This window comes from Candidatus Avelusimicrobium caledoniensis (genome assembly GCF_902756455.1).
In the GTDB taxonomy this organism is placed as follows: domain Bacteria; phylum Elusimicrobiota; class Elusimicrobia; order Elusimicrobiales; family Elusimicrobiaceae; genus Avelusimicrobium; species Avelusimicrobium caledoniense.
Window position 1 is genome coordinate 12,297 of record NZ_CACVRB010000019.1, and the last position, 26,798, is coordinate 39,094.

Here is a 26,798-nt window from a genome sequence, read left to right on the forward strand (position 1 = left end):
GGAATTATTATTTCAACTTTTCCAGTAGTGCGGGGATGACGTCGTACAAGTCCCCCTCTACGGCGTAAGTCGCTGTTTTCATTATAGGAGCGTTGGGGTCTTTGTTAATCGCCACAATCACAGGCGAGCCGCTAATGCCCGACGTATGATGCGTTTGCCCGGAAATTCCGCACGCAATATACAGTTTGGGTTTAACGGTTTTACCCGTCACGCCGATTTGGCGCGAAACATCTATCCACCCGCTGTTTACCGCCGCTTGCGTAGCCGCCACTTCGCCGCCTAAACGCTCGGCCAGTTTTTGTAACAGTTCAAATCCCTCTTTTTTACCGACGCCGCGTCCGCCGGCCACAATCACTTCGGCTTGTGAAATATCGCCTTGCTTGCCGGGCGACGTGCGTTTATTATAATAGTCGCGTAGCACTTCATCCAGCGTACCTGTTTTGGGCGCGGCAGAAGAAGCCGCCGCATCTTTAGCGGCATATTCTTTAATAAGTGCGGTTAAAATTTCGTTCTTTTGAATATGCACCGTGCCTTCGTAAATTTGCGTTACTTTGGCATCGCGCATATATTTTTCAAGCGGAAAATCACGCATGTACGCAATACCGCCGCAAAGCGTTACGCACTCATCCGCCACTTCCATCGCCACGTTGGAGCAGAACAATTTGGCCTCCGCGCTGTATTTGGTCCAACGCGCGCCTTTTAATTTTTTAAGCTCGTCGTGAATTGCGGTGCCGTTTGCAATTGCGTTTTGAACAGCGGGCAAAAATTCCTTATCCATGCGGTGCGTTAAATTATACACAAGCGCGCGTCCGGCTTCGGTCTTGGCGGCCAGTTCGGCTACTTTATGCCCAAGTGCCTGAAACGTAATAATCGGTTGGCCAAATTGTTTACGAGTTCGCAAATACGGAATCGTCACATCTAGCGCACCTTGCGCAATACCCACCGCTTGCGCGGCTACACCGGGGCGGGAATAATCTAATGTTTCTTGCAAATATAAAAGTCCGCGCCCTTCACTGCCCAGTAAATTTTCTTTCGGCACGCGCACGTTATTAAAAATCAGCTCATACGTCGGGTTAGAGCGGATACCCATTTTGGTTTCCTTTTTTCCAAACGTAAAACCCGGCGTACCTTTTTCTATGACGAGTAACGAAATACCGCGCGCACCGCGGCTGGGGTTGGTATTAACAGCTACGGTGTAAAAATCGGCCTCTTTGCCGGATGAAATAAAATGTTTGGCTCCGTTTACAACATAGTAATCGCCGTCTTTAATAGCGGTTGTTTTTAACGCAGTAGCATCCGAGCCGGCCTCGGCTTCGGTTAAGGCAAACGCCCACAATTTTTTGCCGCTTGCTAAATCGGGGCACCACTTTTCGCGCTGTTCTTTCGTAGCGGCTAAATACATGGGAATAGCACCAAGCGCACTTGTTCCCGTCGTAAGAGCTAGCCCCGCACACCCGCGCGAGAGTTCCTCAAACGACATCGCCAAACACGTAATCCCCCCGCCGCGTCCGCCATATTCCGGCGCAAGCCACAGGCCAAACATACCCGCTTGGCGGTAGGCGTCTAACATCTCGCGGGAAAACTCTTCTTTTTCGTCCATTTCCGCGCGCAACGGTTTGATTTTCTTTTCCACCAGTTCGCGGCTTAGATTAAGAACTTCTTGTTCTAATTCGTTAGTTGCGTAATCCATGGTTGGACTCCCCGGTGTGTTTTTTGAAATTTCTTTTGCGACGGAAAAAACGCCGTTTTCCGCCGTTCTTTTTAGTGGGCGGGACTAAACTGCGGTACAGACGTTCTTGTTTTTTTACCATGGTAGAAACGGTAAATTCCGAAAAATCACGGTGATCAATAGCCGCCTCAAAGCGTTGGCGTAACGCCGTATGGCGCAAAAGCACTTTTAACTTTTCGGCAAACATATTGATATCGTTGGGGGCTACTAAAAAACCGGTTTTATTGTTGGTAATAATTTCGCTAATGCCGTCCACGTTGTAGCACACGGCAGGCACGCGCATCGCCATGGCTTCCAGTAAAGACATCGGCAACCCTTCGCGCAGAGACACACTGGCGTACACATCGCTAATGGCCAACAGCTCCAGCGGGTCGTTGCGCCAACCGGGGAACAAAACTTGTTTTTCAATGCTTAAATTTTTAGCCAAGTTTTCAGCTGTCTTTTTCATCGGGCCTTCGCCGGTAAAAATGAAATACACATTTTTCATTTGGCTGAGCACTTTATAAGCGGCTAACACAAAATGGACCGGATTTTTAAGCGGTTTAAAATTAGCTAACGCAAGCACCACTTTAGCATTAGCGGGAATTTTGAGTGAGCCCTTTTTGGCGACCGGATCAAATTTAAGCGGCAAGATCGGGTTAAAATTGATCCCCGCGCGGATCAGTTCCGTGCGGACACTTTTCACAATACCGAGTTCCTTGGCTTCCTGTGCGTTTTTACGCGAAACAAACACGAGCACGTCTGTCATCTTGGCGCAAAATTTTTCTACCGCGACGAAAAATTTAAATTGCTTTTCGCCGTGTTCTTTCGCAAACCCAAGCCCGTGGAAAGTGTGTACCACTTTGGCTTTTCGCCAAAAAACACGCGCGGCTATACGCCCAAGCACCCCGGCTTTCGGCGCGTTAGTATGGACGATATCGGGCTTGACGCGGCGCAAAATACGCCCCATTTGTAGTAGCGCGACAAAATCGTGTAATACATATTTGGGATGAATCGGATGGCGCAAAGCGGAAACAAAGAAAACGTGTTCCGGGTCATTTTTAACTTTGCCATCCAACCGCCCGCCCGGGCCGGTAGCCAAAAAGGGCTCAAACTGTTGTTTATTTAAATTCTTTATCGTATAGAGCACACTGGCTTGCGCACCGCCTTGATCCATGCGGGTAATGAAGTACAGAATTTTTGTTTTTTCCATTTAGTTCACCGTTCCTGTTTTTGTGTTTAAGATGCGCGCCTGCGGGAAATAATATTTAATAATGGCCATATAGTCCGCACCTTGTTTGGCTAGTCCGTCCGCGCCGCGCAAACAAAGCCCCACGCCTAACCCCGTATCATAACCGCGCACCAAGACGCTTTTGATATTTTTTCCCTTGTATAATGGCACGATATCAAACAGGTTGGAGCGCATTGTCCCCGCGCTTAAGATAAACGCGGTTTCCTGCGGGTTTTTGGTTTCGTAAGAGCCCTTTGTTCCCTCAAAACGTAGCGACAAAATACGCCCGGTGGGCGAGAAAAGCACAGGCGTTACAGCCCGTAATTTGCCGATGTTTTGCGTGTAATAGGCCAGACGGTCCGTAATCTCTTTAGCGTCGTACAAATACATCCATTTGATGCCGGCCCACTGGGTCAAATCTTGCGGGCGGGAATATAAATCCTCGGGAGGATTAGACAGGATATATTTGCTGACGTTTGCGGGCGAGAACGTATAACCCGGTTTAGAGGCCGTATTTTCCAGTCCGTCTGCGGTTACCACGCCGCAGTCGGTATAAAAACCGGCTTGCGCGCGCGACAGACGCACATGGCTGGAAGATTTAGAGGCCTCCAACAAATTTTTAAAAATCAAATTGATACCTTCAAAATGGAATTTATCATCGTTATCTGTAATATGATACGCGGCGTTTTTGCTGTTTTCAACAGCATCTAACAAGGCCGAGCGGAACACCACCGATAACGCTTTTAAGGCTGCCTCGTGCTTGATATTTTGCGCCTGTGTAGCCAATAGAGCCGGCACTAAATCTTCCGACGCTACGTTGTTAATCAGTTTAAAGCCGTTTTCGGTCGGTATTACCTGCAAAGCACCTTTTAATTCTTTATCGCTTAAGTTAGCCGCAAACATCGTTTCGGCCCGTGCGTTTCGGATAAGTAGCGTATATTTATCTTTTTCTAACGTAAACGTAAACGGACGCTTGGCGGAAAATTCTACGTGTCCGCGATTATCCTTTACATCCACCCCGCCCGTTAGCGGGTTAAACACAACCGTCTTTTCCACATACGCGGGGATACGCAACACTTGGCCGTGTTTCTCGTCAGAAATTACCGTAGTACCCGAACCGCTTACCGCAATTGATTGCAACGCTTGCGGGATGTGTTCGGCGTTGGCATATAAGGCCATTTTGACAAGCGGCGAAGCGGTGGAAGTCATCACGTGCACAATGGGTTGTTCTAAACGCAGATAAAACAGGTAGTCAATACTTTTATCGCCCAGTTCTTGGGCGTACTCTTGTACTTTTTCGGCTAACTCTTTGTTGCGGGTATCTAAACTGTAAAGCGTCGCGTAAAACTGCCAAGCGCGCAAGGGGTTTTTATCTTTTTCGGCGAGTTTTGCAAAAAGTTCGGCGGCCGGATAATTTTTCTCGTCGTGTGATAACGATTGTTGCAAAAACACCGGAGCTAATTTTTTACCGTTTTTAACTTCGCTTGCTATCCGCCCTAACATATAAGACACAAACGAAATCGCATACGGGTTAGACGTATAAAGATATTGGAGCTCCAAGGCGGCTTTCTCTTTATTTCCGCCAAAATACCACGCCAACGCCGTGCCTAATTTAGCAGAGGAAACATATTCAAAATCGGCGGTGAGATAAAATAAATCTTCAAACGCTTTGCGTGCTTTTTTGTATTTCCCCGCGCCGAGCAGTAACCACCCTTGCGTAAGCTGGATAAAAGGATCGTCGGGGTTGAGTTCCACAGCTTTGGCAATATGCTCAAGTGCCTTTTTAACAAGTCCGCGTTGCATAGACAAAACAGCCAACTCCAAATTAGCCGCGGCCGCCTCTTTTGGGTCCGAAGAATTTTCGTATGTTTTGAGTGCAAAGTAGCACTCGTCTATTTCTCCGGCTAAGCATTTTTGGCTGATTGATTTAATACCGTTAGGCAACGAGTAGTCCATGACGCTGTTATACAAAACAGCTTCGTTTAAATTTCCGGTAAAGCGCGTAGCGGCTAGGGTAGATTTCGTGCCCGTCTGCGTAAACGACGGTTGTGCGTCCGCGCTCCCCGACACTTGCGCGCCAAGCGGCAACGCAAAACCAAAAACAACTGAAAATATCCCCAAAATCAAATAGTTCCTCATATACTCATTATAGCATAATCAACCGGGTAAACCATTGGACCTAGGCACTCTCTAGGCCCAAAGGCCCTTGCTAGAAAAAAAAAACAAGTAAAATTTAAGTGTAGGAAAATTCACAACAGGAGTATAAAAAAACAGTATGAATAAAAAACTACCGTATTTAATCGCGCTTTCGGCACTTGCCGTGTGTTTGCCGGCGGTGTCTCAAGCGCAAGGATTTGTCAAGGGTGCGGCGCGTGCCGTCAAAGGCGGGAAAGGTGCCGTTAAAATCGCCCAAACGTCTATTGATCCCGGTCTAAAGTTACGGGTAGAGCGGGCTATTGCGGAGCAAAGAATCAAGATACGGAGAGGCGTTGAGTATCAACGAACACCTCAAGAGGCCGCGCAACGGGCGTTGAATGTGGCCATTTACCGCAATGAAAGTGATCTTATCAAGCCGTTAATTGCAAGAGGGGCGGAGATCAATTCCTTCTTCCTTGACGGTACAACATTGCTCACTGGTGCCGTAGAGCTAGGTAACTTGAAAACCGTAAAAGAGATCCTTCAAAATGGGGCGGATATCAATATGCCTGATCGCTTGAGCAAAACTCCGCTTATTATGGCCGCCCAAAAAGGCAACTACGATATGGTCAAATTCTTGCTTGACAACGGGGCCAAAGTGGACCTGCAAGATGCCAAAGGTTTCACGGCTCTTATGCGCACGAATAACGAAAAAATTGCCAAACTACTGCTTGATAAGGGAGCGGATCCGAACCACCAAGAGGAGGATGGGTGGACAAAACTCATGTATATTGCCAACGCAGGGTATAAGGCCGATGAAGAGAAAACCAAGGCCCTGGTAGATCTGGCCACCTTGCTCCTTAAAAACGGGGCCGAGGTCAATCTACGAAACCACCATTATGCGACGGCACTTATACTGGCACTTGACGCGTCCAATTTTGCCTTGACCAAACTGCTACTGGAACACGGAGCCGACCCTTATATGATGGATGACCACGGCCGCGACGCGTTTGATGTGGCAACGTGGGGGCCCAACCGTCACAGAGACGACCTCCGCCGTTTGGTCAATTCATACAAAAAATAATTGTCGGGCAAACCGTAAATAATTCAGGGCGGCTTGTTAGGCCGCCCTTATTTTTGAGGTTAAAACCGTTTGTCTCACAGGCGCAAACGCGCCCTTAAAAAAACGATTTTTTTCGCACGCGCCAAAGCGCGCACCAATTATTTGTAGCTTGCTTGCGCTTTTAAGAAGTCAAATACTTTGCGCTCCGTGAGCGTGGCCAAGATGTGCTCTTTGCGCTCGTCAAAAAACGCTTTGATTTTCTTCTCGTCCGATTTGTTTTGCGAGGAGGACAAGCTCTTGTCTAACTCGGCTTTCCAATCGGCATCGGTGGCTTGCAAGTTTTCTTTTTTGGCAATTGCGTGCACGATATATCCGATGCGCAAATCTTTTTCTACCGTCGGGCGGATGCGTTCTTCAAACGCTTTGTGTTGCTCGGCGGTGAGTTGTTCGGGTTTAATTTGCGTCATGTTGTGCACAAAATTGTGTAAAGACGATTCGGTATATTCTTCCACCAAGCTTTGCGGCAAGTCAAAATTATTCATTTTAACGAGGTGGTTTTCAATTTGGGCGACTTCGTCGCGCTGGGAGTTTTGTTTGGCCTCGGCGTCTAAACTTTCTTTGACTTTCTTTTTCAGTTCGTCCAAGGTTTCAAAGCCCATGTCTTTAGCAAAATTGTCGTCCAAGTTCGGCACGATTTTGTTTTTAATATCATCTACCGTTACGTGGTACGAAACCGTATCGTTACCGTCTTTGGCTTCCACGTCTTTGACGTCGCCTTTTTTAAGGCCTTTCAATGCTTCGGCTAAGCCGGGCATCGTTTGCGGGGCAGACATATCTACCAGTTCGCTATCGGCGCTGAGTTTATAATCATCTTGTCCGTTGCGTTTGCCGGTGTAGTGAATAACGGCGTAGCATTTATCGTCAATGACGGCGCCGTCTTTGGCACTTTCCAAGCGGGCGTTTGCGTCTAACACGCGGTTTAAGTTTTCGGTTACGTCGTTATCGGTAGCGGTGTCGGCTTTTTTGGTAATTTCAATACCTTTGTAATCTTTTACGTCAAATTCCGGGGCAACGTCCACGGCCATTTCAAACGTAAAAGCGGCGTTATCTTTGAAGTTAGCAAAATCGGCCTTGGTCAGCGTGGGCATGCCTACGGCATCTAATTTAGCGTCGCTAACAGCGGCGCCGATAGCGGCTTTGACCGTTAAATCTAACGCACGTTCTTTAATGTGTCCGGCAAAATTTTGTTTGACTAAATCAAGCGGTACTTTTCCGGCGCGGAAACCCTGCATTTGGGCGCGCGATTGTACTTGCACGGCGGCGTTTTGGAAACCTTTGGCGACTAAGCTGGGGGCGGCTTCTACCGATAGAGTTACGCGGCAACCTTCTTTGCTGAGTTGTTTGGTTTTTACTTCCCCCGCTTGAGCGGTTTTGAAAATGGACATCTTATTCTCCTTACTCACCGGACGAACCGGATAAATATGGACGGAGAGGGACTCGAACCCTCACGGATTACTCCATACGCTCCTAAGGCGTACGCGTCTACCAATTCCGCCATCCGTCCGTGTTGGTTTAATTTTAAGTTGGAACTGCAAAAAGTGGGCCATGTGAGGCTCGAACTCACGACCTTACGCTTAAGAGGCGTCTGCTCTACCAACTGAGCTAATGGCCCGAAGATGTACTTATTATAACATATTTACCAAACGCTTTGCACACCCCCCATTTGACAATCCCCCCCGTAAACGATACAATAAAGTGTCGTTATACCCACATATATAAGGAATTTACACCATGAATTACAAATCTGTTACATTAGGTGTTTTGTGTGCCGGGCTTTGTCTGGCCACCAACGCCCAAGCGCAATCCTCATTTGAGTTTGATAACATAGACACCTTGCTTACCGATAATTTACTGGACGAAGCGGCTAGCCGCTATGCGTCCGTTTTGCTTTCTTTCCAACCCGAACAAGCCACCCGGCTAGGGTTTGCATCCGCCAACGAAAGCTTAACCTCCCGCACCCCGCGGCAAAGCGCCCAAATGCTTACCGTGTTGCGCTCGGTCAAAGAGTCGCTGGAACAAATTGACCCTAAGCAACTTTCCCAAGCTAAGCAAATTGACCGCGAATTATTACTCGGCGCCGTCAATGATGCCATTTGGCAAGAAGAACAAAACCGTTTTCAACGCGACCCGCTTTATTACACCCAAGCCCTTGATGCGATTTACGACTTAATCGCTAAACCGGCAGAAAGTGCCGTGCGTCAACGCTTGGACCTGACCGCACGTTTAAACCAACTAACGCAAGTGGCGCAACAAGCCGAGGAAAATTTGTCCAATGTAGCACCGTATTTAGCACAACTGGCTATGGAAAAAGCGTATTACGCTTATTTATCTGCCGACGAGTGGGAAACCGCCCTCCAACCCGACCCCAACGACCAAGATGCCGTCAACCAAGCCAAACGGACCGTTTATAATGCCAAACAAGCCGTGAAAAAAATGTTTGATTTGTTTAAGCAACTTTCACAAAAAGAATCAACGCAAGATTTCCGGCTCGGGCAAGACAGCTATTTTACCGTACTTAAAAACCGCTACCAATGGAGCGGCAAAAAAACCGCCCTATTTATCAAAGAATTAGAGCAAACGGTTGCCGCTTCGCAAACAGAACTGACCCAAGCGTTAGAGCCCTTTTTAGCACAAGAAGAGGCAAGCGAAGTGACTGTTGTAGACGGGGAAGATGCCCAACAAACCGCCCCGGCCAAACCGGTTAAACCTACTAAGAAGAAAAAATCTAAAAAATTAGAGATGCGTAACGCACAAGATTTTTACGCCGTCGCTAAACCTTTCTTAACGGCAGAACAGGACGAAAATTTGCTACAAACGCTGGCTAGTCAAGCCCAAAGCGCGCAAGAATTACTGACGCAGCAAGGGGCTCTGCCCACGCAAATAGCTGATTTCAGAATTTCGCCGTTGCCACAATATTATGCGTACACGCTTGCCTATTTGTTTGTACCGCCGTTTGGCAACCAACTGACGCCGCGGTCCGATTTTTTGGTACGTATCCCGTCGGGTAATGCAACGGCTCAGCAAGAACAGTGGAATCAAGATTTCAACCCGCTTACGCGCAAGCTGATGATCAGCGGCGAGCTTGTTCCCGGCCGCTATTACCAAGCCCAAAATACATTGAAAAACAGCAAGGTGCGCCGCTTGTATCCGTCAGCCAGTATGCAAAACGGTTGGGCCGCTTATGCCAAACGCTTAGCCAAAGAAAAAGGATATATAACATTAGACGAAGAACTTTTATTCTTAGCGTGGGATGAATATATCCACGCGTTGGCGGCATTTGTGGATGCCAAATTGCAAACCCGCCAATACTCGTACGCAGATGCGCTGTCTTTCCTTACGCAAACCCACGGGTTAAACGAAGAACAAGCCGAACAAATGCTTAAACAAGTCTCGGCCGAGCCCGGCAAGGCCGTGAGCTATTTTATCGGGTTGGACGCATTGGAAAACGCACACCGCACGTTTAGCAAAAAATACGGCAAGAAATTTAACGAGGCCGATTTTAACGCTAAACTATTCCAAGCGGGCAACGTGCCGCCAAGCTTGTTAGAAAAAGAACTCAAACGGCTCTACAAGCGCGACGCAGAAATGAAAAAAGCCAAATCCGCTTTTTAGTTAAATCAATTGCTACAAAAAACCCGCTCTGCTTGGGCGGGTTTTTTTGTCATCGGTTTTGTTATTGGTAACGATACATAATAAAGGGTTCTTCTTCCGACCCTTTACTAAAATAGACAGTTGCTCCCGTTTCCGCCTTGCAAAATTTAGCCCGCCAATCGTTACCACCATTAGTTCCCTTTGCGCGACAAAATTTCTCACCACCATTATCAACCATGTGTTGTGGAACAATGAATAGATCAAAATCTGTGTTTTTCCCACCGCAAATAAGGCCCGAACTATTGATAAAACATCTGCCCCAATCGGAGTCAATTACATTACCTCTATCATCTGTATCTGTACCGGGCGCGTCAATATCCAAGTCGTCTAAATTGAATGTATAACTGCCGTTGGCTAAATAATATCGTTCTTCGGCTTGCGCTAAACTTTCCGCTAACACTTTTACGTTTGCATAGCGCGCTTTGGCCACCGCCATACGATATTGCGGCAGAGCCACCGCCGCTAAAATACCGATGATAAGAACAACCACTAAAAGTTCAATAAGCGTAAATGCTTGTTTGTTTTTCATATTATTCTCCTTGGATCGTTTTAACCAACAAATAAAATGTAGCAAAAAAAAAAACGATGTCAAGCCCCCCTTGCCGGGGGCAGGCAATTTCATTGACGGTGCTTTCGTTGGGCTTGCCGGGGTGCTCGCCGCACGGGCGGAACGGGTAAGAGGAAAACAATGTAGGGCACCCTGCAACGGCTCCCTCTTTTTTAGTACAATAAGGATGAAGGAATTTTCCCCCCGTGGGGCATTAAGGATAAACACATGATTATATTGTTTTTAAACTGCGGCAGTTCTTCTGTAAAATACAGCGTCTATGATTGGGACCAGAAAAAAAGTTTATGCGCCGGCGGCGTGGAACGTATCGGCATTGACGGTACGCGTCTTACCCAAAACCGCCCCGGTTTCCCGGAATATGAAATCAACCAAAATTGCAAAGACCACAAAGAAGCGATCAATTTAGTTATCAAAACCTTAACCGACAAACAGCACGGCGTCATTGAAGATGTCAACGTGATTAGTGCCGTCGGCCACCGCATCGTACACGGCGGAAAATTTGCTAAATCGGTGGTCGTGGACCAAAGCGTGATTGACGAACTGCGCAACATTTCCGACCTCGCGCCCTTACACAACCCGGCCCACATTATGGGTATTGAAGCCGCGCGCGCATTACTTCCTAACGTCACACATGTGTGCGTGATGGACACCGCGTTCCACCAAACCATGGAGCCCGAGGCCTATATGTACGCGTTACCGCGCAAGTGGTACACCGATTACGCCGTACGCAAATACGGTTTCCACGGCTCATCTGTGTTATACACCTCCCGCCGCGCGGCTGTTTTAATGGACCGCCCGGTGGAAGAACTCAACACGATCGTCTGCCACTTAGGCGCGGGGGCCAGCTTGACCGCCGTAAAAAAGGGCCGCTGTATTGATACAAGCATGGGCCTTACGCCGTTAGAGGGGCTCGTCATGGGCTCGCGCTCGGGAGATATTGACCCGTCTGCATGTTTTTACATGATGAAAAAGCTCAACATGTCGCCCGAAGAAATGTACCCGATTTTGAACAAAAAAAGCGGTATGTATGCTCTCACCGGCGACCGCTTTTCCGACCAGCGCGATGTGCGCAAAGGCATTGACGAGGGCGACGAACTGTGCGAAATGGCCGCCCAAGTACAAGCCCATCGCATTAAAAAATACCTCGGTGCGTACATGGCCGAGCTGGGTAGTTTAGATTGTATCGTTTTCACGGCCGGTATCGGCGAGCGCGACCCGGACGTACGCGCGCGCTCGTTAGCGGGCTTAGAGAATTTTGGTATTATCTTAGACAAAGAGCGCAACGAAGTCGCCAACACTAATAAGGTGGAATGCTTACTTTCTGCGCCGGAGTCCAAAGTTAAAATTTTCTTAATTCCTACCGATGAAGAAATTGTAGGGGTGCAAGATATTGTAGCTATTTTGGAAGGGAAATACGACGTTTACACGAAATTCCGGTATATCTTCCAAGAAAAAGATTACCGCAACAAACTGCGTGATGCGGCGTTTGTAGAACAAGCGAAACAAAAACCCGAGTTGTTAAAAGCGGCTATAAACGTGCCTGAGCAGTTGTTAAAAGCAATTAAACAATGATTTACGCGCCCGTTTGTTTGTTGTCAAACGGGCGTTTTATTTAAAATAAAAAAGGAGATAAACCCCATGTTTTTACCGAAAGAAGATAAGTTCTTTGATCTGTTTGATAAACAAGCGGAAAATATTGTCCGCGCGGCAGAGTTCTACCGCAAATTAGCCGAAGAAGGCGGCTTCACGCCCGAAAACGTGCGCAAAATGCACGAGTTTGAACACTACGGCGACGAATTAACCCACACGACTATTAACAAACTAAACGAAACATTTATCACGCCCTTTGACCGTGAAGATATTTTAGCCCTTGCCAACCGCATGGACGATATTGTGGACAATCTGTATCTGTTGGTCAATCACTTCTATTTGTATAAAATTTCAAAACCGACGGAATATAGCAAAAAATTGGCTGCTACTTTAGAGCAAACCACCAAGGCGTTGCAAAAAGCACTCGCCACGTTACGCCACAAAAAGAGCATGACCGAAACGTTGCGCCAATGCGTGGAAATCAACCGTTTGGAAAACGAAAGTGACGTTCTGCACGACGAAGCTATTTCGTATTTGTTTGAACACGAAAAAGACCCGATTATGGTGATCAAACAAAAAGAGTTGTACGAAATTGCCGAAAGCACCACCGACTATTGCGAACACGTCGCCAACATGGTGGAATCTATTTTGGTCAAAAATAACTAAGGCAAAATATGGCTTGGATTATTTTTTTAATTCTTCTCGCGCTGTTTTTTGATTATCTAAACGGCTTTCACGACGCGGCCAACGCGGTTTCCACCGTCATTTCCACGCGGGTGCTTTCCCCGCGTTTGGCGGTGTGGTGGGCGGCGTTTTTTAACTTCGTTGCCTTTTTGATTTTCGGCACCGCGGTAGCCAAAACCGTTGGATCGGGTATCATTTACACGCAATTTATTGACGCAAACTTAGTATTTGGCGCACTTGTGGGAGCTTGCGGCTGGAACTTAATTACGTGGTGGTTTGGGTTGCCGTCCAGTTCTTCGCACGCGCTTATCGGCGGACTTATCGGCGCGGGCTTTTTAAAAGGAGGCACAAGCGCACTGGTGGCAAGCGGTATTTTTAAAACGGTCGCGTTTATTTTTATATCGCCGATGTTAGGGTTTATTCTCAGCACGGTGATCGGAATTATCGTATTTAATATCGCCAACAACTTTAAACCCTCCAGAGTGGACGGTTTTTTCCGCCGGGCAGAACTTTTTTCCGCCGCCGCTTATTCACTCGGCTACGGTGGTAACGACGCGCAAAAAACGATGGGTATTATCAGCATGTTACTCGTCGGCGGTTTAGCCGGAGCGGAAGTAGCCCCCTTGCAAGAGTTTTTCTATTCTCACCAAGAATTAGCCGCCATACGCGCGGGCGAATTTGTCGTGCCGCTTTCCGTAGTAATTATCTGCCAAGGTGCGATTGCACTGGGTACGCTCTCCGGCGGTTGGCGCATTGTTAAAACCATGGGACAAAAAATTACGCGCCTTCGCCCGGTGGACGGTTTTTGCGCCGAGTCGGCCGCGGGTATTTCTATTTTCTTCGCGTCTTTTCTAGGTATCCCGGTGAGCACTACGCACACGATTACGGGCTCTATCGTCGGTATCGGTGCGTTGCGCCGTTTATCGGGCGTACATTGGGGCGTAGCCAAACGCATTGTGTGGGCGTGGTTTATTACCATTCCCGCCGCCGCGCTGATCTCGGCAATTGCGTATGAATTAAAAGTATTGCTGTTTTAAGATAAATAAGCAAGCCACAAAAAACCCGCTCAACACGAGCGGGTTTTTTATGAGTTAATAGTAACGCGAAGTTCCGGTATAAAGGGGAGTAGTAGTTATCCCCATTACTTTAGTACAAAATTTTCCGTTTAAATGACCTTTTTCAAAACATAAGAATTTTCCTTCTAAATTGGGAAAATTAACATGACGGTGAACAAAAACATACCCTGCGTCTTTATAAGGACCAGTTTTAAATTGTGCCATAGATAGAACAAAATTAGAACTTGAGTTGGAAAGCGCGTTGATTGCCAATTCAAACATATCATTACCACGTATTGCATCGGTAGAAGGTACTGATAACTCCAAGACAGATGTTTCTTGAGGATCCAAATTATCAAATCCTAAGTCCAATTCTCCGAACGATTTAGCATAATCGCCATTGGCCATAAAATAAGTTTCTTGAGCCATGGATAAATTTTTTGCCAAAGTGGACAATTGTGCACCGCGGCTTTTCCATATCGCTTTCTCATATTGCGGCACGGCCACGGCAGCCAAAATGCCAATGATCAGAACAACCACTAATAATTCAATAAGCGTAAATGCTTTTCCGTTATAACATAAAGATTTGTCATCCCGGAAATTTGTAATCCGGGATCTTCTGATTTTCTCTCGCTCGTTAACCATCCCATCAGAAACAAAAATACGAAGATGCCGGATAAAAACATTCCGGCATGACAAACTTTTTTGATTTTCTTTTTCCATAAAAACTCCTCCTTTTTATCATTAAACAAAATGTAGCAAAAAAAAAAACGATGTCAAGCAAAATTTTTGTCCGACGAAAAAACAAATTTTGTAAAATAATTTTATGCAAGTGAAAATAAATATAGACGGCGGCTCGCGCGGAAATCCCGGCCCGGGAGCATCGGCGTATGTGATTTGCGACAGGCAAGGTAAAATCTTGTCGCAAGAGGGGCACTTCATGCCCCACTGCACCAACAACCAAGCCGAATATACCGCGCTGAAACTTGCGCTTATCAAAGCAAAAGAATTGGGGGCCACAGAACTGTTTATTGAGTCGGACTCGCTGTTATTGGTCAAACAATTTTTGGGCGAATATAAGATTAAAAACCCCGATTTAGCCGCGCGCATGCAAGTCATCCGCCGCCTGGCTGAGCCGTTTACCATTCACATCAAACACGTCTTGCGCGAATTTAACAAAGCCCCCGACGCTTTAGCCAACAAAGCCATGGATGCTAAAAAATCTCTCGGCTTTAACCCGATTGAAAATCTGCCGGAAGATGATGAAATTTTATCCGCACCTACACAAAAAAACACCGTCAACGGTGTGGAAGTTAAACCGGTGGTGCGCGAAGAAAAAAAAGCCAAAAAGCCACACCAACCCGATTTATTCGGCAATTTCTAATTTGATACAATATAAAAGGACGGCTAGATAACCGCTCTTGTTTTAATGACAGGGGAGGAACTTCCGGACTCCACAGGGCAGTGCGCCGCTTGAAAGAGCGGGCTGACGGAGCGAAAATTCCGTCGGAAGGAAAGTGCCACAGAAAATATACCGCCCGCAAGGGTAAGGGTGAAAAGGTGCGGTAAGAGCGCACCGCGCGTTTGGCAACAAACGCGGCAGGGTAAACCCCGCACGGAGCAAGGCCAAGCCGGTCCATACGTAGCCCGCGTTCGCGACCAAGTAGGCCGCCTAGAGTAATGGTTATCCGGCCCGCAAGGGCTGACAGAATCTGGGGTATCGGCCGTCTATAAATTGTAAAACTCCCGCTATTTGCCGCACAGGCCAAGCGCGGGAGTTATTTATTAGGGCAACTGATAAACCGTACAAGCACCAATGGCGCATGTTTGATTGGACGGATTCGTTCCTCCCAAACTTTTACACACTTGGTTGGCTAGATTGTTATCTTGTTGTGCCTGACAAGATTTTTTATTTACAAAACCGCTACTTACATGTTCATAGTAAAAAACAAAAGAATTGGCTTTTGACTTACGCATGGCATAAGTATAACTTAGTGAGGACACCAATATACTCCATTGGCCCGGTAAATCAATTTGGATATCCGATACCACAGTACCGGGGATATCCACATCTAATGATTCAAAAGACTCTACATAATTTCCGTTGGCTAAATAATACCGTTCCTCGGCGTCTTTAACGCTTTTTAAGATTGTTAGTGCCTCGGTGGCACGCGCTTTTTCCACCGCTACTCTATACTGCGGCAACGCTACGGCGGCGAGTATACCGATGATAAGAACAACGACTAATAATTCAATAAGCGTAAATGCGTTGTTGTAAAAAAAGACGTCATCCTGAACTTGATTCAGGATCTCACCTTGTTGTCGTTTTAGAAAGTGGTGAGATTCCACATCAAGTTTGGAATGACATTTATTTTTGTTTTCTTTTAAACAACCTGTTAAACATCTTTTCTTTTCCATACAAATTCCTCCTTTGTTTCATTAAATAAAATGTAGCAAAAAAAAAAACGATGTCAAGGCCCTTGCCGGGCCCAGGCGTGAGGCCTAGGACCTCTGTTTGCTTTTAATGCGATATTTTAGCAATAGGGAATTTCATTGACGGTACTTTCGTTGTTTTTGCCGGGGGCAGGCAAATGGGGAGTCATCTTCCACTTAATTAGAGCCACACTCTTTTTGCGTTGTTACTTTGCAATGCAACAAGCCCCGTCCGCTTTTCTGACATCAGAAAAGCTCGCAAAAGAATGCCGCTCCACGGCACCACAAAAAGGCGGCACAAACAGAGTGTTCGTGCCGCCGATACCAACAAACTGTAAGAAATTCTACACCGTAGGTTTGGCCGGGGAAGCCACCGGCACTTTGGGGAACGCAAACCAAAACATCGCCCCTTGCCCAAGCCCGGCACTTTCTACGCCAATTTCCCCGCCGTGTGCGTTGACAATTTCCTGTGCGATAGATAAGCCCAAGCCCCAACCCTGTTTTTTCAAGTTGCGGTTGTTATCGGACTGGTGGAATTTTTGGAAGATTTTTTCTTTTTCGGTATGTAAAATACCGGGGCCGTTGTCGCTCACGCGGCAGACCAAATACGGGTCCTCGTCGTAATAACTTACTTCTACCCGCCCGCCTTGCGGCGCAAATTTAATAGCGTTACCGATTAAATTACTAAGCACTTGCGATAAGCGGAACCGGTCGGCCGTTACCGTAATATCTTTGGGATAATCGTATTTTTGCAAGAAAATACCTTTCTTTTGCGCGTTCACCGCTTGCAACGTAACAACGTCGGACACAAGTGTATTAAACGTAAACGGCTGTCCGTCCATTTTAAACCGGCCCGACTCAATCATGGAAATATCCATCAGGTCCGCCATCAGCATATTCATATTGTCGGTAGCTTTTAAAATATTGTTAAGGGCAATTTGGTCGTTATTGCCGGATCCTTGCGGGCCGTCCATCATCAGCACGGAAGCGAACCCTTGAATAGAAGAAAGCGGTTGGCGCAAGTCGTGCGCGACAATGGACATAAATTTAGAACGAATTTCGTTTAACCGTGTAAGCTCTTGGTTGGATAAGCGCAATTTGTTAACCATTCCTTCCAGTACCGTTACTTTACCGGAAAGTTGCATTTGCAAAGAAGCAATTTGCTGTTGGTAATTATGCTCGGCTTTCATAATCGTACGGTTCATTTTACGAAGCACAAATTTTTTTGTGATCCAATACGTCAGCAACGACAACGACGACGCAATAATTACCACATACGCTACTACCATTTGCCAAGGTGTACCTACCATAATCTACTCTCCTTTATTTGACGGCACTTCCTAACACATCTTCCAGTGCACGGCGTTTGATCGTCCCCTCGCGCAGTAACCGCGGTGCCCCCGTCATATCTACTACGCTAGATGCTACCGGGCTTAATACGCCCGCTCCAAAAATATAATCTACTTTACCGTCAAAGGTATCTATCAAAATTTTTTCGTCCGTAATCACGTTTTGCCCGTGCAAATTAGCACTGGTGCAAGCCATCGGCACAGACATCTTCCGTAGTAATTCTACCAAAAATATATTCCCCGGTACACGAAAACCTAACCCCGCAAATCCGCGCAGTAGCGGTTTACCGGCATCTGTGGGCGTCAAAATAAGCGTTAGTCCGCCCGGCCAAAATGCACGGGCCAGTTTTTCGGCCCCGCTTGAAAATTGCGCCGCTTGGCGTGTTTGCTCTAGACTACCTGTGAGCAATTGCAGCGGACTGGTCGCCGGGCGGTTTTTAAGTTGGTAAATTTTTTGGATGCTGTCCTCGGCAAAGGCCCCTGTACCGATGCCGTATACCGTATCGGTCGGCACGACCGCTAACGCACCTTGCTCAATTTCCCGGGCATAGCGGGCCAGCTCCTCCGCCGTTAAATCAGCGGTCTTAAAAATACGGGTTTTCATCGGCTTCTTCCTTGTCTGCGGTGGCAGGACGGTCTATAATCAATACAAATTCGCCTTGTACTTTTGGGCGGGCGGACAGTGTTTTTATCAGTTCACTTGCCGTGCCACGCAACCACTCTTCATATACTTTGGATAATTCCCGCGCAATAACCAGAGGCGTATTTTCGCCCAAGGTTTTGGCAATCAGTTCCAACATTTTAATCACGCGGTAGGGTGATTCATACAACACCACCGGCACATTAAGCGCATACGCGTTGGCAATCAGCTTAGCGGCTTTGCCGGGCTTGCGCGGCAAAAAACCTAAAAAGGTAAATGCACCCCCGGTAATGCCCGCGCCGGCTAACGCACACGCCACCGCACTGGGCCCCGGTAAAGACGACACTTTAATTCCGGCCGCTACGGCGGCTTTTACCAACTTCCACCCCGGATCGGAAATACACGGCGTGCCGCAATCGGATACAAGGGCCGCGGTTTTTCCCCCTTTTAATTGTTCCACACAACGCAAGACGGAACGGTCGTCATTTTCGTTATAGCGCACCGTGGGTTTAGAGACCGCAAAATGCGAAAGTAAAATTTGCGTGCGGCGGGTGTCTTCACAAAACACCACATCGGCACTTTTTAGCACTTCCAAAGCACGAAGTGTAATATCTTGCAAATTACCAATCGGAGTCGGAACAATGTATAACATAGTTAAAGTATATAAAATTATGGCGAAATACTTGAGCGTATTTAGTACAATATATACTTGTTGTTGTACATATTAAAAAGAAAGAGGAACCCCAGGAAAAAATGTCTAAGGTACTGTCTAAAATCAAGTTAAATACGTTTGCCATTATCTTATCGGTATTGGCTATTGTAACCGCGCTGACGTGGATTGTTCCGTCCGGCGCGTATGACCGCGTGGAAAACGCCGACGGGCGGCTAGTAGCCGTAGCCGGCACCTATCACCGGGTAGAGGCCAGCCCGCAAGGTATATTTGATTTGCTCAAAGCCCCGGTACAAGGTTTTTCCAAAACGTCGGAAGTCATCGTATTTTTACTTGTTATTGGCGGAGTGTTGGGCATTATTGAAAAGACAGGAGCCATCGCCGCCGGCATTCAAGCGGCCAGCGAATTTTTTAAACGCAAACCCAAACTGCGCTTTTTGTTTATTCCGCTGGGCGTAATTGTATTTTCACTCTGTGGGGCTACCTTTGGCATGTGTGAAGAAGCCCTTATTTTCGTGCCGATTTTTATTCCGCTTGCCTTATCGTTGGGGTATGACTCGGCCTTAGGCACGGCGATCCCGTTTGTGGGGGCCGGCGTCGGATTTGCGGCCGCGTTTACCAACCCGTTTACCGTCGGTATTGCGCAAGCCATCGCACAAGTGCCGCTTTATTCCGGGTTGGGATATCGTTTGATTATTTGGGTCATTTGCACTTCGGTTATTATCACCTGGCTGAGCTTATATGCCCGCAAAATTACTAAAGACCCGACGAAAAGTTTGACCTACGAGTTTGACCAGGAAAAACGCAAAGAACTCAAACTCAATAAAACGGAGTATCACATTACCCGACGTCAAAAAGCCGTATTATTGGCGTTTGGTATTGGCATGGTGGGCATGGTGGCCGGAGTGCTTAAACCGCAAGTGTGTGCCTTTTTACACGGCACATTCGGCATTGATTTAATCAAATGGCTCAACTGGGAAAATTCCGGTTGGTACATCACCGAGATTGCCGCCTGGTTTTTAGGACTCGGTTTCGTGTGCGGTTTTTTGGGCAAAATGAAAATGCAGGAATTTAGCGACACGTTTTTTAGCGGCGTACGCAGTATGGCCGAAATTGCAATGCTCTTGTGCTTTGCGCAAGCTATTGTAATTGTGGCAAACAACGGTCATATTTTGGACACATTGTTAAATGCCATGTCCGGCCTGATTAAACACTTGCACCCGATTTTTGCTTCGTGGGCTTCCATGATGTTGCAAACGGTCATTGATTTCTTTATTCCGTCCGGATCTAGCAAGGCCGTACTTACCATGCCGATTTTGGCTCCGTTAGCCGATTTAATCGGTATTACGCGCCAAACGATGGTGCTTGCTTTCCAACTGGGCGGAAGTTGGATGAATATGGTGATTCCGACGGACCCGGTAACGATTGCCGCAATCGGGTTTGCGCGTATTGCATACCCGAAGTGGCTTAAATGGATGTTACCGCTACTTATTACTATGTATTTACTGTCGTTCTTACTGCTCATTCCGCCGTACTTTATGAAATGGCAGTAGGACTACCGCATTACGTGTTTTTTTTGTAGAATGAAAGAAGCTCGGCTCAGACAAGCAGAGCTTCTTTCTTATGTTTAACGAAATACAAACGGCATCTTATTTTCATACGGCCGATTGGTTAGTGTTCGGAGCCGTGTTGTTAGCCACCGCGTTGGCGGCGGCCTATGGGCACTTCCGGCTACGCCACTCACAACAAAAAGAAAAACCCACCACCCTGGATTATTTACTCATGGGACGGCAACTTACCCTGCCGCTTTTCGTAGCCACCATGGTAGCCACGTGGTACGGCGGTATTTTCGGCATTAACGAAATTACATTTAATTACGGCATTTATAACTTTGTAACACAAGGCGTGTTTTGGTATATCGCTTATTTAATTTTTGCCTTTTTTATTACCGATAAAATTGCCCGTTACAATTCCATGACCCTACCCGATTTAACCAGTCAAATGTTCGGCCCGAAATCTGCCAAAGTGTCTGCCGTGTTTACCTTCTTATACATCACCCCCGTGGCATACGTGTTAAGTTTAGGTATGTTTTTACACATGGTCTTTGGTATTAGTGTTGTGTTAGGCATGGCTATCGGCACGATGTTTACCTGTCTGTACACGGCGTGGGGCGGATACCGTTCCGTCGTATTTTCAGATTTGGTGCAATTTTTTGTGATGTGCACTGCCGTGCTTTTAGTAGTTGTATTTTCGGTATATACGTTTGGCGGACTGGACTTTTTAAAAGCCAATTTGCCCGCCTCGCACTTTACGCTCACAGGCGGAAACTCGTGGTTAAATACGTTTGTGTGGGGATTTATTGCACTGGCTACACTTATTGACCCCAGTTTCTACCAAAGCTGTTTTGCCGCCAAAAGCCCGTTGGTGGTAAAACGCGGCTTAATTATTGCTACGATGATTTGGTTTTGTTTTGATATTTGCACGACAGCCGGCTCGTTGTATGCGCGTGCCTTATTGCCGCATGCAGAGCCGGGGCAAGCTTATTTCTTCTATTCCGTGCAATTGTTACCGGTGGGACTGCGCGGACTTTTTGTGGCTGGTATTTTATCTATTATCTTATCCACGCTTAATTCGTTTTTGTTTATTGCATCCGGCACGCTCAGCTTTGATTTGCTGCGCAAACGCTTTACCAACGTTATTTTATCTAACCGGATCATTATTTTCTGCGTAGGGGCATTTTCTATCCTGCTGGCCCAGTTATTTCATGATAGTTTTAAGGAAATTTGGCTTACCTTGGGGTCTTATTTTTCCGCCTGCTTGTTAATTCCGATTTTAATGGGATACCTGCACCCGGGAAAAATCAGCGATAAATTATTTGTCGTTTCTTCGTTAACCAGTGCCGTTGTAATGACGTTTTGGCGTATTTTTGTGCCGGAACAATGGCTTACGGTTGTAGACCCGTTTTACATCGGAGTCAGTATCAGCTTGCTGATTTTGGTGATTTTTAGGAGCCGTCATGAAAGCATTTCGTCACGCATTATTGATCGGTAACGGCTCGTGCGGTCCGGCAAAAACACTCAAACAACTGGCCCAAACCGCAGATTTTATTTTAGCCGCAGACGGTGGTGCTAACGCCGCTGTGCGCGCCGGAGTTTACCCGCACGCAGTTATTGGCGATTTTGATTCCGTTTCCCGGGCAACCCGCAAAAAATTACCCCATGCCCAGTGGATTTTTGTAGACAACCAAAATAATACCGATTTGCAAAAATCGCTTGATTATTTACTTGAGCACGGGTGTAAAAAATGTACGCTCGTCGGTTTTGGCGGCGGACGCGTAGATTTTTCACTGGGCAATCTGTTGGCACTCTATCCGTACGCGCGCAAACTGGATATTACGTGGGTGGGTGACGGATGGAAAATCTTTCCGGTTCATAAGAAAAAAATATTCCCGGCACGGGTAGGTGCGCGGGTCAGTTTATTGCCGCTTGTTGCGTGTAGCAAAGTAAGTTTAAGCGGGCTGAAATATCCCCTAAAAAATGCCCGTTTATCTTTGGGCATCACGCGCACCCTTAGCAACGAAACCATCCGCACGCGTTTTACCGTTTCGCTTTCCGGCGGTGTTTTGCTTGTCTGTCAAGAAGACTAATCTTGGCTAGCGCGATAATTTTTTATATAACTTCTCGGCGGCGGGCCACCCCGTACGGGCACGGTTTAAGAGTTCAAGCCCTTCTTCCGTGCGGCCTTGCGCTAAACGCAACGCCGCAATATGATAGGTAATTTCGGGATATTGGTTGACTATTTCCGGCGAGAGCGATTCAAAAATCTGCTCGGCCTGTGGCAATTTACCCTGTTTAACATATATCCACCCCAACGTATCGCGAAACGACACGTCATTAGGCGAAACGGCCAGTGCGCGGGTTACTAATTCCAGTGCTTCGTCCAAACGCGTTTCCCGCTCGGCCAAGCTGTACGCCAACAAGTTTAACGCCGGAGCATGGTGGGGTTGTTTACTTAAAATAAACTGAATTTGCGTTTCCATTTCTTTATATTTTTTTAAGCTTTCCAACGCATACGCATAATGCAAGCGGGCGTCTATATAGTCGGGGCGGGTCTGAAGTAATTTCTTAAACACGTGCGCGGCTTTTTTATACTCTTTTTGGTCGTTTAACAAAAGTCCGTAGAAAAATCCGATTTCCACATTATCTTCAAAACGTTTGTATGCCTCGGCCAATGTTTTTAAACTTTCTTGCGGTTGGTTTAATTTTTGTTGCAAAAAGCTCACCTGCAACCAGTGTGAGGCATTTGTGGAATAATCGGACCCGTCTTTTAAATAAGCAATCGCCGCCGCGTAGTCCCCCTTTTGCTCGGCAAACATAGAAAGAAAATAATTGGATGCAGGTTCGTGCGCATCGGCTTTTTTGGCTTTTAAAAAATATTCCTCTGCTTTGGGAAAATCTTTTACTACCGCAAACACTGCCCCCATACGCGAAAAAACCCCCGCATTAGCGTATCCTATTTTTTCTAATTCTTCAAATTCGTGTAACATTAAAAAGAATTGGGAAGTCCGCTCGTAAATATCCGCTTTTGCCAAACGCGGAGCCGGGTCATTCGGGTCAGCAACGATGGCTTTGTTAAAGTAAACTAACGCTTGATCGGTTTGTTGGCGGCGCATATACCAAGTACCGATTTGGGTATACGCCTGCGCGGCAATAGCCGGTTGGTCCACCGCTACTTTTTTAAGCACGGCAATCATTTTGTCAAAATCCGTTGTGGAAAGCACCAATAAATACTGGTACAACAGTTCCATATTCTCCGGCATAAGGGCTACGGCTTTTTCGTAGGCCGCTAACGCCTCTTGCCGGTTTCCGGTTTGCAGTTGGTAAGCCGCGTAAACCGCATAATCTTCGGCCTCGTTTTCGCCCATGTTAATATAATCGGCGTACACTTGTGCCAATTCCGGCTTGTTCATGGATATCGCCAGCGACACCAACGACCGGCGCAGGTATTTGGAATCGGGCGCAAGCTCCAACGCTTTTTGCAACGCTGAAAAAGCGCGGGGGACATCGCCCGCGTATTTGTAAACAGCTTCCAAATACGTGTTAAACAATTGGGCTTCCCGGCGTCCTTCGTCGCTAATTTCCAACGCAAAAAGCGGCAACGTCGCAAATAAACTAAGCCCGATTAAAATTGATCTCATAATGCACGCCCCATAATTAGCGCATCTTCATTGTTTGCATAAAATTTTTTCCGCACACCTACTTGCACAAATCCGGCTTTTTGATACAGCCGCACCGCCGGCAAATTGGTAGCGGCTACTTCTAACGTGATTTGTTTTCCCCCATGTTCCCGCGCCCACGACAAGGCCAGATCCACTAACTGCTCCGCTATTCCCCGGCGCAGAACAGACGGGTCCACTCCCACGTTTAAAATCTCGCCGATATCCACCGCTAAACGTAGCGACACAAACCCAAGGACACGTCCGTTTTCTTCGGCACAAAACACACAAGCAGACGTATCAGCAAGCTCTGTTTTCCATCCGGTTTTTCCCCATTGGGCGCAACGCGGTTGCAGACGTTCAATCGCTGCTAAAGCGGGCAAATCGGCAGGGTAGGCAGTGCGAAATTTCATTTAGGTTCTATCAGTTCAAAACGGGCCGGTTTTAAATATAGCGGCTCTAACGCGTCTTGTTTGCACGCATCGTGTTCGGCCAGTGCCAAAAGGGTAGCCGGACGGACGCGGCAATCTTTATCGGCTGCCAGCGGATATTTACCGCCTGTCAATTCAGCCAAACTTGCGCCGTTTTTATCGCTACCGGCCAAAAAAAGCGGTGCCGGATAGGTAGCCAAACGCGCGAGTAATTCTTCGCAAGACAACCACAGGGGTTTACTGTCTTTACCGTCAAAAATTTGTAAAAAATATTCTTCTCTAAAGGCGTGCAACACAACCCCCAACACCCCGTTTTCGTGCTGTTTTTTAAAGCGTTTGAAAGCGGCCGAACTTTCCGCCTGACAACGCAGAATATCAAAAAGTGTCGCCCCATAAACTTCCGCATGGTTTAAGTATTTCATCATAGAGGCAAATGTTAACGCAATACGTATCCCCGTAAAACGCCCCGGCCCGCGCACAATGCAAATTTTTTTCACGTCTTGCAAAGTCGCCGCGCACGCAGTTAAAGCGCGCGTTAGTACCGGGAACAACAACCGCTCTTGCTTGATCCCTTTTTGACGGCGAGCCACTTGTTGCGAACCGTTTTTAACCGCCACCAAAAGCGGCGAGCCCGACGTATCTAAAGCTAATGTTACAGCTTTGCTGCTTTGCATAATGCCTCCAAACACCGGTCCGATACCCGGCCAAACGACGCCAATTTTATTTCTCGCACGTCGCCTTGTTGCAACACAAAATCCATTTCTAAGCGGTCTTGAGGTAATAAGTGCATAATAGGGTCGGGCCACTCGGCTAAAATAATAGCTTGTTCGTCTTCCAGCATTTCTTCAAATCCGAGGTTAAACACTTCTCCCTCGCACAACCGGAATAAATCAATATGAAATAAACGGTGCGACTTATTATGATATTTTTTCATTAAGCTAAAACTCGCGCTGGTGGGCGAACTTTTAAGCCCCAGAGCGGCGGCAATCCCTTTGACAAACACCGTTTTGCCTGCACCGATAGGCCCGCGTAAAAAAATAATTTCCCCACCACGCAACGTGCGCGCAAAACGGGCGGCTAACGATAGCGTTTCTTGGCGCGAGGAAGTAATAATTTTTCTTTGTTTCATTATTTCACCGTTTTAATACACACCCGCCGTCCGCCGACGGTTTGGCGGTCTTCGTTCATGGGGTCTAGCACGTCGTCTCCATCCACTACAAAAACGTATTTATATTCGCCTGCCGTCAGTGCAACAGACGTTTCAAAATAACCTTTGCGGTATGCTTTGAGTTCAATGGGGTCTTGCCCCCAGCGGTTAAAATCGGCGGCCAATTCTACTTTTTGTGCGCCGGGAACGGTAATATAAAATTTGCGGTATTTTACTTCGGTATCGTAGGCAAGCGTGCGAACTTTTTGACGGGCGAGCAAGCTTTCTTTATTAAGCGGCGCGATGGAGGCCGTGTTTTCAATAGCGTTAGCGGTGTAATCGTAATAATCGGATGCTTCTACAAAAAACCACGTAAGCGTTAAAGCCATTAGAAACAGAAAAAAAGCGAAAAACACACCGGGACGTTTAATCTTGGGCATCTAAAAAACTCCTCAAATAAAATTGTGCCCCGCACGATTTGGCCACTTGTTCTACGGCTTTAGGATCAGCCCCGGTTTTATCTACACAACTGGCCACTACCTTTTTAAATCCGGCCTCTGCGCACGAGCGGATAAAATCTACTACATCCTCGTAACAATCTTTATATTCCGGCTCCGGGCGGACCAATTTTTGCCACGTAGCCGCATCTGCGGCGTTCAAACTGATATTCACTACATCTACCACTTCCGCCAACTCTTTCACAATGTCTTTATGATTGATTACATTACCTAAACCATTGGTATTAAGCCGGACCGGAAACGGCGGATATTTGGCTTGTGCTTGCCAACCTTTTAGTGTTTGGGCAACTAGCAAAAGTACGTCCAAACGCATGGTGGGCTCGCCGTAGCCGCAGAAAACAACTTCTTTAAACGGAGCTTTAGGAAGCTCCTGCTCTAAGGCAGCAATCACTTCCCCGGCGGACGGTTCACCTTCTGCTAAATTCAAATTATTTCCGTGAAAATTCATTTTCCACTTTGTTTTGACACAAAACATGCACAAATTAGGGCAACGGTTGGTCAGATTGATATAAACGCCGTTCTGAAAACGGTACACAATAGCCGGACTATTCATAAAATACCTCTTATAGGTATTATACTATTTTCACTGCGACGTAATGATACTGCATCCGGCAAAATAATTACTGGACTTTTTACGAGGAAACTTCTA

At 46.9% G+C, this 26,798-nt stretch carries 25 protein-coding genes, 2 tRNA genes and 1 other RNA gene; 10 read left to right on the forward strand and 18 right to left on the reverse strand.

Features of this window, described 5'->3' with window-relative positions; translation table 11 throughout:
• Positions 1–7 precede the first annotated feature (7 nt).
• The 3 genes from ACQY2W_RS05400 to ACQY2W_RS05410 are packed head-to-tail and all read right to left on the reverse strand — an operon-like array spanning position 8 to position 5,078.
• Complete coding sequence (locus tag ACQY2W_RS05400; protein WP_428050146.1) at positions 8–1,690, reverse strand: acyl-CoA dehydrogenase family protein; 1,683 nt, start codon at positions 1,688–1,690, stop codon at positions 8–10.
• Positions 1,674–2,921 (reverse strand): glycosyltransferase family 4 protein, encoded by a 1,248-nt coding sequence (locus tag ACQY2W_RS05405; protein WP_428050147.1) that lies wholly within the window; start codon positions 2,919–2,921, stop codon positions 1,674–1,676. Before ACQY2W_RS05405 ends, ACQY2W_RS05400 begins: the two co-directional genes overlap by 17 nt.
• Complete coding sequence (locus tag ACQY2W_RS05410) at positions 2,922–5,078, reverse strand: SpoIID/LytB domain-containing protein (protein WP_428050148.1); 2,157 nt, start codon at positions 5,076–5,078, stop codon at positions 2,922–2,924.
• A gap of 136 nt (positions 5,079–5,214) precedes the next feature.
• Here ACQY2W_RS05410 and ACQY2W_RS05415 point away from each other — a divergent pair, with 136 nt between their 5' ends.
• Positions 5,215–6,159, forward strand: coding sequence for an ankyrin repeat domain-containing protein (locus ACQY2W_RS05415; protein ID WP_428050150.1), 945 nt, complete (start codon positions 5,215–5,217; stop codon positions 6,157–6,159).
• A gap of 137 nt (positions 6,160–6,296) precedes the next feature.
• On the opposite strand, the gene tig is transcribed toward ACQY2W_RS05415, so the two are convergent.
• The 3 genes from tig to ACQY2W_RS05430 form a co-directional block, all read right to left on the reverse strand.
• Positions 6,297–7,583 carry a trigger factor gene (gene tig, locus ACQY2W_RS05420; RefSeq protein WP_428050152.1) on the reverse strand — a complete coding sequence of 429 codons (1,287 nt, stop codon included), beginning with the start codon at positions 7,581–7,583 and terminating at the stop codon, positions 6,297–6,299.
• 37 nt (positions 7,584–7,620) lie between these two features.
• Positions 7,621–7,702 (reverse strand) — tRNA-Leu (locus ACQY2W_RS05425).
• A 35-nt stretch (positions 7,703–7,737) separates the two neighbouring features.
• Positions 7,738–7,810 (reverse strand) — tRNA-Lys (locus ACQY2W_RS05430).
• A gap of 119 nt (positions 7,811–7,929) precedes the next feature.
• On the opposite strand from ACQY2W_RS05430, the gene ACQY2W_RS05435 reads away from it, so the two are divergent.
• Entirely contained in the window at positions 7,930–9,810 is a 1,881-nt protein-coding gene (locus tag ACQY2W_RS05435) for a DUF885 family protein (protein WP_428050154.1), read from the forward strand.
• Positions 9,811–9,871: 61 nt separating this feature from the next.
• Here the strand turns inward: ACQY2W_RS05435 and ACQY2W_RS05440 are convergent, their stop codons facing one another.
• Entirely contained in the window at positions 9,872–10,378 is a 507-nt protein-coding gene (locus tag ACQY2W_RS05440; protein WP_428050156.1) for a type IV pilin protein, read from the reverse strand.
• 246 nt (positions 10,379–10,624) lie between these two features.
• On the opposite strand from ACQY2W_RS05440, the gene ACQY2W_RS05445 reads away from it, so the two are divergent.
• From ACQY2W_RS05445 to ACQY2W_RS05455, 3 genes are all read left to right on the forward strand, one after another.
• Positions 10,625–11,989 carry an acetate kinase gene (locus tag ACQY2W_RS05445; RefSeq protein WP_428050158.1) on the forward strand — a complete coding sequence of 455 codons (1,365 nt, stop codon included), beginning with the start codon at positions 10,625–10,627 and terminating at the stop codon, positions 11,987–11,989.
• Positions 11,990–12,055: 66 nt separating this feature from the next.
• Positions 12,056–12,673 carry a DUF47 domain-containing protein gene (locus tag ACQY2W_RS05450; RefSeq protein ID WP_428050160.1) on the forward strand — a complete coding sequence of 206 codons (618 nt, stop codon included), beginning with the start codon at positions 12,056–12,058 and terminating at the stop codon, positions 12,671–12,673.
• 8 nt (positions 12,674–12,681) lie between these two features.
• Positions 12,682–13,728, forward strand: coding sequence for an anion permease (locus ACQY2W_RS05455; protein ID WP_428050162.1), 1,047 nt, complete (start codon positions 12,682–12,684; stop codon positions 13,726–13,728).
• A gap of 54 nt (positions 13,729–13,782) precedes the next feature.
• Here the strand turns inward: ACQY2W_RS05455 and ACQY2W_RS05460 are convergent, their stop codons facing one another.
• Positions 13,783–14,469, reverse strand: a complete 687-nt coding sequence (locus ACQY2W_RS05460; RefSeq protein WP_428050164.1) for a type IV pilin protein — start codon at positions 14,467–14,469, stop codon at positions 13,783–13,785.
• Positions 14,470–14,572: 103 nt separating this feature from the next.
• Here ACQY2W_RS05460 and ACQY2W_RS05465 point away from each other — a divergent pair, with 103 nt between their 5' ends.
• Both ACQY2W_RS05465 and rnpB read left to right on the forward strand, forming a co-directional pair.
• Entirely contained in the window at positions 14,573–15,130 is a 558-nt protein-coding gene (locus ACQY2W_RS05465; protein WP_428050166.1) for a ribonuclease HI family protein, read from the forward strand.
• 15 nt (positions 15,131–15,145) lie between these two features.
• An RNA gene (rnpB, locus tag ACQY2W_RS05470) (RNase P RNA component class A) lies at positions 15,146–15,482 on the forward strand.
• A 49-nt stretch (positions 15,483–15,531) separates the two neighbouring features.
• Here the strand turns inward: rnpB and ACQY2W_RS05475 are convergent.
• The 4 genes from ACQY2W_RS05475 to rsmI all read right to left on the reverse strand — a co-directional run bounded on the left by ACQY2W_RS05475 (position 15,532) and on the right by rsmI (position 18,820).
• Positions 15,532–16,164, reverse strand: coding sequence for a type IV pilin protein (locus ACQY2W_RS05475; RefSeq protein ID WP_428050168.1), 633 nt, complete (start codon positions 16,162–16,164; stop codon positions 15,532–15,534).
• Between the two features lie 359 nt (positions 16,165–16,523).
• Positions 16,524–17,489: a sensor histidine kinase gene (locus ACQY2W_RS05480; RefSeq protein WP_428050170.1), complete on the reverse strand. Its 966-nt coding sequence runs from the start codon at positions 17,487–17,489 to the stop codon at positions 16,524–16,526.
• A gap of 13 nt (positions 17,490–17,502) precedes the next feature.
• Positions 17,503–18,132: an L-threonylcarbamoyladenylate synthase gene (locus ACQY2W_RS05485; RefSeq protein ID WP_428050172.1), complete on the reverse strand. Its 630-nt coding sequence runs from the start codon at positions 18,130–18,132 to the stop codon at positions 17,503–17,505.
• Positions 18,113–18,820, reverse strand: a complete 708-nt coding sequence (rsmI, locus tag ACQY2W_RS05490; protein WP_428050174.1) for a 16S rRNA (cytidine(1402)-2'-O)-methyltransferase — start codon at positions 18,818–18,820, stop codon at positions 18,113–18,115. Before rsmI ends, ACQY2W_RS05485 begins: the two co-directional genes overlap by 20 nt.
• 101 nt (positions 18,821–18,921) lie before the next feature.
• Here rsmI and ACQY2W_RS05495 point away from each other — a divergent pair, with 101 nt between their 5' ends.
• The 3 genes from ACQY2W_RS05495 (at position 18,922) to ACQY2W_RS05505 (ending at position 22,484) form a co-directional block, all read left to right on the forward strand.
• On the forward strand, positions 18,922–20,391 hold the full coding sequence (locus ACQY2W_RS05495) for a YfcC family protein (protein ID WP_428050176.1): 1,470 nt from the start codon (positions 18,922–18,924) through the stop codon (positions 20,389–20,391).
• 70 nt (positions 20,392–20,461) lie between these two features.
• Complete coding sequence (locus tag ACQY2W_RS05500) at positions 20,462–21,889, forward strand: sodium:solute symporter family protein (RefSeq protein WP_428050178.1); 1,428 nt, start codon at positions 20,462–20,464, stop codon at positions 21,887–21,889.
• The gene (locus tag ACQY2W_RS05505; protein WP_428050180.1) at positions 21,855–22,484 is read left to right on the forward strand and encodes a thiamine diphosphokinase; all 630 of its coding nucleotides are present in this window, start codon (positions 21,855–21,857) and stop codon (positions 22,482–22,484) included. Before ACQY2W_RS05500 ends, ACQY2W_RS05505 begins: the two co-directional genes overlap by 35 nt.
• A gap of 6 nt (positions 22,485–22,490) precedes the next feature.
• Here the strand turns inward: ACQY2W_RS05505 and ACQY2W_RS05510 are convergent, their stop codons facing one another.
• From ACQY2W_RS05510 to ACQY2W_RS05535, 6 genes are read right to left on the reverse strand one after another with little or no spacing between them, the layout of a single operon-like run.
• Complete coding sequence (locus tag ACQY2W_RS05510; RefSeq protein ID WP_428050182.1) at positions 22,491–24,035, reverse strand: tetratricopeptide repeat protein; 1,545 nt, start codon at positions 24,033–24,035, stop codon at positions 22,491–22,493.
• Positions 24,032–24,466, reverse strand: a complete 435-nt coding sequence (rimI, locus tag ACQY2W_RS05515) for a ribosomal protein S18-alanine N-acetyltransferase (protein ID WP_428050184.1) — start codon at positions 24,464–24,466, stop codon at positions 24,032–24,034. Before rimI ends, ACQY2W_RS05510 begins: the two co-directional genes overlap by 4 nt.
• On the reverse strand, positions 24,463–25,158 hold the full coding sequence (gene tsaB / locus ACQY2W_RS05520; RefSeq protein WP_428050186.1) for a tRNA (adenosine(37)-N6)-threonylcarbamoyltransferase complex dimerization subunit type 1 TsaB: 696 nt from the start codon (positions 25,156–25,158) through the stop codon (positions 24,463–24,465). Before tsaB ends, rimI begins: the two co-directional genes overlap by 4 nt.
• On the reverse strand, positions 25,137–25,613 hold the full coding sequence (gene tsaE, locus ACQY2W_RS05525; protein ID WP_428050189.1) for a tRNA (adenosine(37)-N6)-threonylcarbamoyltransferase complex ATPase subunit type 1 TsaE: 477 nt from the start codon (positions 25,611–25,613) through the stop codon (positions 25,137–25,139). The genes tsaB and tsaE overlap by 22 nt, the downstream gene beginning before the upstream one ends.
• On the reverse strand, positions 25,613–26,071 hold the full coding sequence (locus ACQY2W_RS05530; RefSeq protein WP_428050191.1) for a glycogen-binding domain-containing protein: 459 nt from the start codon (positions 26,069–26,071) through the stop codon (positions 25,613–25,615). The genes tsaE and ACQY2W_RS05530 overlap by 1 nt, the downstream gene beginning before the upstream one ends.
• Entirely contained in the window at positions 26,058–26,702 is a 645-nt protein-coding gene (locus ACQY2W_RS05535) for a TatD family nuclease-associated radical SAM protein (protein ID WP_428050193.1), read from the reverse strand. The genes ACQY2W_RS05530 and ACQY2W_RS05535 overlap by 14 nt, the downstream gene beginning before the upstream one ends.
• Positions 26,703–26,798: the final 96 nt, after the last annotated feature.

Excerpts from the sequence above, each read along its gene's own strand:
- ACQY2W_RS05410 (WP_428050148.1), bottom strand. The coding sequence starts at position 5,078 with ATGAGGAACTATTTGATTTTGGGGATATTTTCAGTTGTTTTTGGTTTT.
- ACQY2W_RS05485 (WP_428050172.1), bottom strand. The coding sequence starts at position 18,132 with ATGAAAACCCGTATTTTTAAGACCGCTGATTTAACGGCGGAGGAGCTG.
- ACQY2W_RS05415 (WP_428050150.1), top strand. The coding sequence starts at position 5,215 with ATGAATAAAAAACTACCGTATTTAATCGCGCTTTCGGCACTTGCCGTG.
- rimI (WP_428050184.1), bottom strand. The coding sequence starts at position 24,466 with ATGAAATTTCGCACTGCCTACCCTGCCGATTTGCCCGCTTTAGCAGCG.
- ACQY2W_RS05500 (WP_428050178.1), top strand. The coding sequence starts at position 20,462 with ATGTTTAACGAAATACAAACGGCATCTTATTTTCATACGGCCGATTGG.
- ACQY2W_RS05535 (WP_428050193.1), bottom strand. The coding sequence starts at position 26,702 with ATGAATAGTCCGGCTATTGTGTACCGTTTTCAGAACGGCGTTTATATC.
- ACQY2W_RS05435 (WP_428050154.1), top strand. The coding sequence starts at position 7,930 with ATGAATTACAAATCTGTTACATTAGGTGTTTTGTGTGCCGGGCTTTGT.
- tig (WP_428050152.1), bottom strand. The coding sequence starts at position 7,583 with ATGTCCATTTTCAAAACCGCTCAAGCGGGGGAAGTAAAAACCAAACAA.
- rsmI (WP_428050174.1), bottom strand. The coding sequence starts at position 18,820 with ATGTTATACATTGTTCCGACTCCGATTGGTAATTTGCAAGATATTACA.
- ACQY2W_RS05460 (WP_428050164.1), bottom strand. The coding sequence starts at position 14,469 with ATGGAAAAAGAAAATCAAAAAAGTTTGTCATGCCGGAATGTTTTTATC.
- ACQY2W_RS05475 (WP_428050168.1), bottom strand. The coding sequence starts at position 16,164 with ATGGAAAAGAAAAGATGTTTAACAGGTTGTTTAAAAGAAAACAAAAAT.
- ACQY2W_RS05400 (WP_428050146.1), bottom strand. The coding sequence starts at position 1,690 with ATGGATTACGCAACTAACGAATTAGAACAAGAAGTTCTTAATCTAAGC.
- tsaE (WP_428050189.1), bottom strand. The coding sequence starts at position 25,613 with ATGAAACAAAGAAAAATTATTACTTCCTCGCGCCAAGAAACGCTATCG.
- ACQY2W_RS05495 (WP_428050176.1), top strand. The coding sequence starts at position 18,922 with ATGTCTAAGGTACTGTCTAAAATCAAGTTAAATACGTTTGCCATTATC.
- ACQY2W_RS05465 (WP_428050166.1), top strand. The coding sequence starts at position 14,573 with ATGCAAGTGAAAATAAATATAGACGGCGGCTCGCGCGGAAATCCCGGC.
- ACQY2W_RS05440 (WP_428050156.1), bottom strand. The coding sequence starts at position 10,378 with ATGAAAAACAAACAAGCATTTACGCTTATTGAACTTTTAGTGGTTGTT.
- ACQY2W_RS05480 (WP_428050170.1), bottom strand. The coding sequence starts at position 17,489 with ATGGTAGGTACACCTTGGCAAATGGTAGTAGCGTATGTGGTAATTATT.
- ACQY2W_RS05450 (WP_428050160.1), top strand. The coding sequence starts at position 12,056 with ATGTTTTTACCGAAAGAAGATAAGTTCTTTGATCTGTTTGATAAACAA.
- tsaB (WP_428050186.1), bottom strand. The coding sequence starts at position 25,158 with ATGCAAAGCAGCAAAGCTGTAACATTAGCTTTAGATACGTCGGGCTCG.
- ACQY2W_RS05455 (WP_428050162.1), top strand. The coding sequence starts at position 12,682 with ATGGCTTGGATTATTTTTTTAATTCTTCTCGCGCTGTTTTTTGATTAT.
- ACQY2W_RS05510 (WP_428050182.1), bottom strand. The coding sequence starts at position 24,035 with ATGAGATCAATTTTAATCGGGCTTAGTTTATTTGCGACGTTGCCGCTT.
- ACQY2W_RS05505 (WP_428050180.1), top strand. The coding sequence starts at position 21,855 with ATGAAAGCATTTCGTCACGCATTATTGATCGGTAACGGCTCGTGCGGT.
- ACQY2W_RS05445 (WP_428050158.1), top strand. The coding sequence starts at position 10,625 with ATGATTATATTGTTTTTAAACTGCGGCAGTTCTTCTGTAAAATACAGC.
- ACQY2W_RS05405 (WP_428050147.1), bottom strand. The coding sequence starts at position 2,921 with ATGGAAAAAACAAAAATTCTGTACTTCATTACCCGCATGGATCAAGGC.
- ACQY2W_RS05530 (WP_428050191.1), bottom strand. The coding sequence starts at position 26,071 with ATGCCCAAGATTAAACGTCCCGGTGTGTTTTTCGCTTTTTTTCTGTTT.